Genomic DNA, 7,108 nt, shown 5'->3' with positions numbered 1-7,108 from the left:
GGTGAAGCTGCCATTGCCCAGGGCATCGCCACGGGCGTAGGTTTGCAGGTCGTATTGCAGGGCCAGGGTTTGACCCGCGCCAATCACACCCAGGTCGATCGAGAACAGGCCGCCAGCGATGGTGTAAGTGCTGGGGCTGCCACCGCCCGATGGCAGGGCCGGCGTGTACAGGTTTTGACCCGACAGCAGCAGCGAGGTGCCCGCCGCCGTGGTTGTCAGGTCGGCCTTGCTGCCCCACACCGAAGTGCCATTGCTCTTGACATTGAACTGGATGCCAGAGGACACGTACTGTGCCCCGCTCAGGTTCGAGCGGATGTCGTTTTGCAACAGGCCAGGAATGATGAAGAAATTGAAGGTCGCGCGCTGAGCGGTCGCCGTGTTGTTGGTGACGTTCTGGACGATCGAGAACAGACCGTTCACGTCATACACGCCAGCGCCCGATGAGCGGCTGCCGAAGCTGGAGTCAGGGCCACCGTAGGTGTGGATGCCGGACTGGTTGCCGTTGTATTGGAAATCCAGCACATCCACACTGCTGACGCCGGGGGCCGACGAGGTGGCCGCCAAAGGCACGGTGGCACCGCCGCCCAGGCTGTAAGACGCCGTGGCGCTGACAGATTGCGTTTCCACGACCTGAGCGCTGGCCGATGCGTACAGGGCGAAGCCGATGGCGGCGGCCAAGGGACGGAGGGCCAGGCGGCAGAACGTGGTTTGCATTGTTTGATTCCTGAGCGTGTATGTGTTTCAGAGCGTAACGGATGCACCCCCATAAAACACTCCCCGGTTCATGGGGACTTGGCGCACCAACTCGCGACATCCCGCTGCAAGGCGAGCCAGCCCAGCGCCCAATCTCCGTGCCCAGATGCCTCGTTGACGTGCCCAGCATCCCCCAGATCCTGCACGACACTGCCCCATTCCTGAGCCAGCGCCTGGCTGCGATCAAAGGCGGCATGCGGGTCGGTGCGCGAGGCCAGCACCGTGGACTGAAAAGGCAAACGCCGCCGGACCACGCTGCGCCATCCGTGCAACTGCGGCGCAACGCTGGCGGCATTGGGCACGTTGCCATCCAGGTCAGGCGGCGCCACCAGCCAGGCCCCTTTTACCCTCGCCGTGTGCCAGGAGTGCGCCGCCCAGGCCGCCACCAGGTGGCAGCCCAGGCTGTGGGCCACCAGGATGGCGGGCTCGGGGTCGGCCAGCAAAGCCTCGTCCAGGTTCATCATCCAATCGCCACGCTTGGGCCAAACCCAATCGTCTTGCTCGACTTTCAGGAAGCGGGCCTGATCGCCATGGTGCAGCAGCGGCCAGCGGCTTTGCCAGTGGCCAGGACCGGAGTCGTGCCAGCCCGGGAGGAGTAGCAGCCTCGTCACACCAACGACTTACTCGCCACGCGCTCAACCACCTCCTGGGCAAAAGCCACAAAAGCCTGCGCCCCCTTGGAGGCCGGGTCGAACACCACCCCCGGCACGCCATAGCTGGGCGCCTCGGCCAAACGCACGTTGCGCGGGATCACGGTGTTGAACACCTTGTCGCCAAAGTGCGACTTGAGCTGATCGCTAACCTGCTGTTGCAAGGTGATGCGCGGGTCGAACATCACGCGCAGCAGGCCGATCAACTGCAGCTCGCGGTTCAGGTTGGCATGCACCTGCTTGACGGTGTTGACCAGGTCGGTCAGGCCCTCAAGCGCGAAGTACTCGCACTGCATGGGCACGATCACGCCATGGGCACAGGTCAGGCCATTGAGGGTCAGCAAACTCAGAGATGGCGGGCAGTCGATCAGCACGAAGTCGTAATCGATGGCCACGGCTTCTAGCGCGGTTTTGAGGCGCCGGTCGCGGCGCTCAAGCGGCACCAGTTCAATCTCGGCACCGGCCAGGTCGCGGTTGGCGCCCAGCACGTCGTAACCACCTTTGGGGCTGCGTTGGCGGGCCTCGGCGATGGTCACGTCTTCCAGCAGCACGTCGTAAACAGTGTGCGTCAGGGTGCGCTTGTCCACACCCGAACCCATCGTGGCGTTGCCCTGAGGGTCAAGGTCAACGATCAGGACGCGCTGGCCGAGTTGGGCCAGGCCGGCCGCCAGGTTGACGGTGGTGGTGGTCTTGCCGACCCCACCCTTTTGGTTGGCAATGCAGAAGATGTGCGGCATGCTGCCATTATCCCTGCTGCTGACGCATCCAGACCAGGCAACGCTCGGCTTCCAAGCCAGGAACCTGAAGTTGTTCCACGTGAAACACTTCAACGCCCTCGGGCAAGGCGGCGATCTCGTCAGCCGGGTGCTTGCCCTTCATGGCCATCCACACACCTTGCGGTGCCAGCAGGTTCTGGGTCAAGGCCACGAAATCATGCAAGGAGGCAAAGGCCCGGGACGTGATCACGGGCCAGGGCTTGGGCCTCAGGTCCTCGACGCGGGCGTGCTCGGCCTTGAGGTTGGGCAGGCGCAACTCGGCGGCCACCTGCCGGACAAAGGCGGCTTTTTTGGCCACGGCATCCACGCACACCACCTCCAGTTGCGGCATGGTGATGGCCAAGACCACACCGGGCAAACCACCGCCGCTGCCCACATCCAACATGGCCGCAGGTTGGCCTTGCAGGTGCTGCCACAGCGGCGCGAGAACCACCAGGCTGTCCAGCAAATGCAGGCTCAGCATCTCGGCGGGGTCGCGCACCGCCGTCAGGTTGTAGGTCTTGCCCCACTGCCCCAGCATGGCCACGTAGGCCAGCAACTGGTCAATCTGGTGATCGCTGAGCTCGGGTGCGGCGCCCAAGTCCAAACCCTCCAAAGCACGGCGAAGTTCGGCGGCCAGGTCCGTGCTGGCCGAGGCTGATGATGAAGGTCTGATGTTGCTCATGGGCTTGGGGCTGCGGTGTACTGGGCCGAAAGAAGGAAGGCCCGCTGCGGGGATCAGGTCAGGCTGACTTGTTCGGCCACGCGATCGAAGCCCTTGAAGCGCCCTTTTTTAAGGTGGATCAGCAAGAGCGAAATCGCGGCTGGCGTCACGCCCGAAATCCGCGAAGCCTGGCCCAGGGTCTCAGGCCGGTGCTTGCTCAGATTGTGGCGAACCTCAAAACTCAAGGCTGGCACCTGCTGGTAATCCAACTCGGCGGGCAATTGCAGGCTCTCATAGTGGGCGGATCGCTCCACCTCGTCGTTCTGCTTGTTGATGTAGCCCGCGTATTTGATGCTGATCTCAACCTGCTCAATCACGGCATCGGCCAGATTTTTGCCCAGCTCGGAGTGCAGCGCGGCGCGCGACACCGGCTGTGTTTCACGTGAAACACAGCCCTGCCCTGCAGGCACCTTGTCGGCATTCAGCGCGGCTTGCGCCTGGTGCGCGATGGCGCTGACTTCCGCCACCACGTCAAAGTGCACCGCCGGGCGGCGCAACAGATCAGCCAAGCTGTACTCGCGCTCCAAAGCCTTGCCCACCAAGCGCTCGGCATCGGCCGCTGGCAAGGTGGCGGGGCGAACCCACTGCGCGCGCAGGCGCTCTGTTTCACGTGAAACAGCATCGCGTTTGCGGTTGAAGGCCGCCCAACGCACATCGCCCACCAAGCCCAGCTCGCGGCCCGCTTCCGTCAAACGCATGTCAGCGTTGTCTTCGCGCAGTTGCAGGCGGAACTCAGCCCGGCTGGTGAACATGCGGTAAGGCTCGGTCACGCCCTTGGTGATCAGGTCATCCACCAACACGCCCAGGTAGGCCTGATCGCGACGCGGCAACCAGGCGCTTTGGCCCTTGGATTGCAAGGCGGCGTTCAGCCCGGCGAACAAACCCTGCGCTGCCGCTTCTTCGTAGCCGGTCGTGCCATTGATCTGCCCCGCGAAGTACAGGCCCTGGATGGACTTGGTCTCAAAGCTGGATTTCAGCTCACGCGGGTCGAAGTAGTCGTACTCGATGGCATAGCCCGGACGCAGGATGTGCGCGTCCGCCAAGCCAGGCATGGAACGCAGCGCGGCCAACTGGATGTCGAAAGGCAGCGAGGTGCTGATCCCGTTGGGGTAGAACTCGTGCGTCGTCAGGCCTTCGGGCTCCAGGAAGATCTGGTGCGTGTCCTTGTCGGCGAAGCGGTTGATCTTGTCTTCGATGCTGGGGCAGTAGCGCGGGCCCACCCCCTCGATCAAGCCGGTGAACATGGGGCTGCGGTCAAAGCCGGAGCGGATGATGTCGTGCGTTTGCTGGTTGGTGTGCGTGATCCAGCACGGCAGTTGCGCGGGGTGCTGGTCGGCCGAGCCCATGAAACTGAACACCGGCACGGGACTGATGCCATCCATGCCGTCGCCGGGCTGTTCGGTCAACTGGCTGAAGTCGATGCTGCGGCCATCAACGCGCGGCGGTGTGCCGGTCTTCAAGCGGCCTTGCGGCAACTTCAGCTCTTTCAAGCGCGCCGACAGCGACACCGCCGGCGGATCACCCGCCCGCCCGGCGCTGTAGTTTTGCAGGCCGACGTGGATCTTGCCGTCCAGAAAAGTGCCTGCCGTCAACACCACCGTCTTGGCCCGAAAGCGGATGCCCACCTGGGTGACCGCGCCCACCACGCGCTCGTTCACCCCATCCGACTCCACCATCAGGTCGTCCACCGCTTGCTGGAACAGCCACAGATTGGGCTGGTTCTCCAGGCGCGTGCGGATGGCGGCTTTGTAAAGGATGCGGTCGGCCTGCGCCCGGGTGGCGCGCACGGCCGGGCCTTTGGAGGAATTCAGGATGCGAAACTGGATGCCCGCCTCGTCGGTGGCCGCCGCCATGGCGCCACCCAGGGCATCGATCTCCTTGACCAAATGCCCTTTGCCGATGCCGCCGATGGACGGGTTGCAGCTCATCTGGCCCAGCGTCTCGATGTTGTGGGTCAACAGCAAGGTGGCACAGCCCATGCGGGCGGCAGCCAAGGCAGCCTCGGTGCCGGCATGGCCGCCACCCACCACGATGACGTCGAATTCTTTGGGGTACAGCATGGGCCACCTCGCGCAAGTCAGGACAAATGCCTCATTTTTGGGCAACCTGGGATTGTACTGAAATACCCTCAGCCGCGGGGCATTAGCCTCCCCACGAACGCCGGTCCGGAATAGGGTTATCGCGAATGCCAAAGACCCGGGTAGCACATACGATGGCACCAGGCATCCCATGAACATGGGGTGAATTTCACGATTCAGGAGGAACACATGAAAACATCGTTCATCAGGCAGGCTTTGGGCATTGCCGCCCTCGCCATGTGCGCCCAGACACACGCCGCTGTCGAAGCCGGGCACTGGCGATCCGCCACTACCGCCGGCAACATTGGCGAGAACTTCTCCGTCTGGGTGGATCAAACGATCGAGGGCGATTACACCGGCGTGTTCATGAACTACACGGCGGGTCAGCTCAAAGGCATCACGTTCAACGTCGATGAAGGCGCCAAGCTCTACGTTGTGAAAGCCGGCGATGTCTTCACCCAGGCCTCCAGCGCGCTGGCCACGAACGTGTTCGGCAGCACGCCCGTCCCCGTGGGCACCGACTTCTACCTGGCGGCCAAAACCCGCAGCTACACCGACCCCGGCTTCAGCTACGACGACTCGTTCTACACCTCCTTCGGCTGGGCGCACTTCAAGGTCGATGCCCTCGGAAAGCCCCAGTTGCTGGGCAGCGCGATGGCCTTCCGCGAAGGCGGCATCATCGTTGGCACCTTGCAGGCCGTGCCCGAGCCCGGCACCTGGGCGCTGATGGGCCTGGGCTTGGCCGCGCTGGCCTGGCGCACCCGGTCTGCCCGGCAAACCACGGTGTGAAACTAGGGAGTTTGCAAAGCCGGCGCGCTTCGTTAGGATCATCATCCAACAAGCGCTGTCATCGCAACCAACATTAAAACAGGGCTTTTTTAACACCGCGTGGCAACACGCCGACAATGCAGGCCATGAACTGCCGCCCAGGTTGCGCCGCGTGCTGCATCGCCCCCTCCATTTCATCGCCCATGCCGGGCTTGCCACAAGGCAAGCCCGCTGGCGTGCCCTGCCCGCACCTGGCCGATGATTGGCGTTGTCAATTGTTTGGCCTGCCCGAGCGGCCCGCCGTGTGCGGCTCGCTTCAACCCTCAACAGAAATGTGCGGCACCGACCGTCAGCACGCCATGCAGTGGCTCAGCAGGCTAGAGGCCGACACCTGCTGACACAAGCAGCAAGCCCCAATCCTGGCCACCGACCGACCGACCAGGATCAGCGCCCCGCCTTCAGCGCCAAGTCACCATCGTCGGCCACACCACCCGCGGCCTTCGGCGCCAAAGCCATGGGCCCGCGGTCCAGCAACTCTTCAGGCGGCACCCCGGTGGGTGAGCCCGTCAGGGCCTTCATCTCGCGGCGCAGGTCTTCGGTGGTCAGGCCGCGGCCATTGGGCGCCCAGCCTGGCGGCATGAACATGTGGCCCAGCGCATCGCGCACGCGCCGCGCCTTCAATACATCCTTGAAGATGCCGAGCCACTCATTGAACAAAATCTTGAGCGCACTGTTGGTCGTCACCTGCTTGACCAGGCCATAGCGGATCGGCACGCCGTCCTTCTCGGGCACGTAGGTGCCAAACAGCCGGTCAAAAATCATGATGGTGCCGCCGTAGTTGGCGTCCAGGTATTCCACGTTCGCGGCGTGGTGCACGCGGTGGGCCGAAGGCGTGTTCAGCCAGCCCTCCATCCAGCCCATCTTGTTGACCAGGTCGGTGTGGATCCAGAACTGGTAGACCAGGTTCACGCCGTAGGAGATCAGCACCGCGTCGGGCGAGAAACCAAAGAAGCACTGCGGCGCGAAGAAAATGAAACCGCCCGAGATCTTGCCCGTGACCGACTGCCGAAAGGCCGCCGACAGGTTGTACTGGTTGCCAGAGTGGTGGACTGAATGCGAGGCCCAATACCAGCGCACGCGGTGGCCCGTGCGGTGCAGCCAGTAATAGAAGAACTCGGTGCAGAAGAACATGGCCACCCAGCCCCACCAGGTGTCCATCGGCACGGTGAACAGGCGGTGCTCGTAGACCCAGGCGCCGAAAGGCAAGGCCACGCCAATCACGACGCCCATGGGGATGGACTCGACGATGGCGCGCCACACATTGATGCGGATGGTGGTCCAGAACGCCTTCCAGTCATACGCCTGCGGCCCACGGGCCCG

The 7,108-nt window shown here is 63.6% G+C and carries 8 protein-coding genes; 2 read left to right on the top strand and 6 right to left on the bottom strand.

Annotation, left to right across the window (positions count from 1 at the left end; translation table 11 throughout):
• From H7225_RS13080 to mnmG, 5 genes are all read right to left on the bottom strand, one after another.
• Positions 1 to 714: hypothetical protein (locus tag H7225_RS13080; RefSeq protein WP_290662493.1), on the bottom strand; the 714-nt coding region annotated here is incomplete at its 3' end.
• A gap of 68 nt (positions 715 to 782) precedes the next feature.
• On the bottom strand, positions 783 to 1,364 hold the full coding sequence (locus tag H7225_RS13075) for an alpha/beta hydrolase (protein ID WP_290662491.1): 582 nt from the start codon (positions 1,362 to 1,364) through the stop codon (positions 783 to 785).
• Positions 1,361 to 2,140, bottom strand: a complete 780-nt coding sequence (locus H7225_RS13070) for a ParA family protein (RefSeq protein ID WP_290662489.1) — start codon at positions 2,138 to 2,140, stop codon at positions 1,361 to 1,363. The genes H7225_RS13075 and H7225_RS13070 overlap by 4 nt, the downstream gene beginning before the upstream one ends.
• A 7-nt stretch (positions 2,141 to 2,147) precedes the next feature.
• Positions 2,148 to 2,843, bottom strand: a complete 696-nt coding sequence (gene rsmG, locus H7225_RS13065) for a 16S rRNA (guanine(527)-N(7))-methyltransferase RsmG (RefSeq protein ID WP_290662487.1) — start codon at positions 2,841 to 2,843, stop codon at positions 2,148 to 2,150.
• Between the two features lie 53 nt (positions 2,844 to 2,896).
• A complete protein-coding gene (gene mnmG, locus H7225_RS13060; protein WP_290662485.1) occupies positions 2,897 to 4,942 on the bottom strand; it encodes a tRNA uridine-5-carboxymethylaminomethyl(34) synthesis enzyme MnmG in 2,046 nt (681 codons plus the stop codon).
• 207 nt (positions 4,943 to 5,149) lie between these two features.
• Between mnmG and H7225_RS13055 the strand changes: the two genes are divergently transcribed.
• Both H7225_RS13055 and H7225_RS13050 read left to right on the top strand, forming a co-directional pair.
• Positions 5,150 to 5,749: a PEP-CTERM sorting domain-containing protein gene (locus H7225_RS13055; protein WP_290662483.1), complete on the top strand. Its 600-nt coding sequence runs from the start codon at positions 5,150 to 5,152 to the stop codon at positions 5,747 to 5,749.
• A gap of 125 nt (positions 5,750 to 5,874) precedes the next feature.
• Entirely contained in the window at positions 5,875 to 6,126 is a 252-nt protein-coding gene (locus tag H7225_RS13050) for a YkgJ family cysteine cluster protein (protein ID WP_290662481.1), read from the top strand.
• A gap of 46 nt (positions 6,127 to 6,172) precedes the next feature.
• On the opposite strand, the gene H7225_RS13045 is transcribed toward H7225_RS13050, so the two are convergent.
• A partial coding sequence (locus H7225_RS13045; RefSeq protein ID WP_290662479.1) for a sterol desaturase family protein occupies positions 6,173 to 7,108 on the bottom strand: 936 nt, incomplete at its 5' end.

This window comes from Aquabacterium sp., from assembly GCF_014378415.1.
In the GTDB taxonomy this organism is placed as follows: Bacteria; Pseudomonadota; Gammaproteobacteria; order Burkholderiales; family Burkholderiaceae_C; genus Aquabacterium.
Note: the sequence above shows the minus strand (reverse complement) of the source record. Positions and strands in the feature narration are given on the sequence as shown.

Excerpts from the sequence above, each read along its gene's own strand:
- H7225_RS13070 (WP_290662489.1), bottom strand. The coding sequence starts at position 2,140 with ATGCCGCACATCTTCTGCATTGCCAACCAAAAGGGTGGGGTCGGCAAG.
- rsmG (WP_290662487.1), bottom strand. The coding sequence starts at position 2,843 with ATGAGCAACATCAGACCTTCATCATCAGCCTCGGCCAGCACGGACCTG.
- mnmG (WP_290662485.1), bottom strand. The coding sequence starts at position 4,942 with ATGCTGTACCCCAAAGAATTCGACGTCATCGTGGTGGGTGGCGGCCAT.
- H7225_RS13055 (WP_290662483.1), top strand. The coding sequence starts at position 5,150 with ATGAAAACATCGTTCATCAGGCAGGCTTTGGGCATTGCCGCCCTCGCC.
- H7225_RS13050 (WP_290662481.1), top strand. The coding sequence starts at position 5,875 with ATGAACTGCCGCCCAGGTTGCGCCGCGTGCTGCATCGCCCCCTCCATT.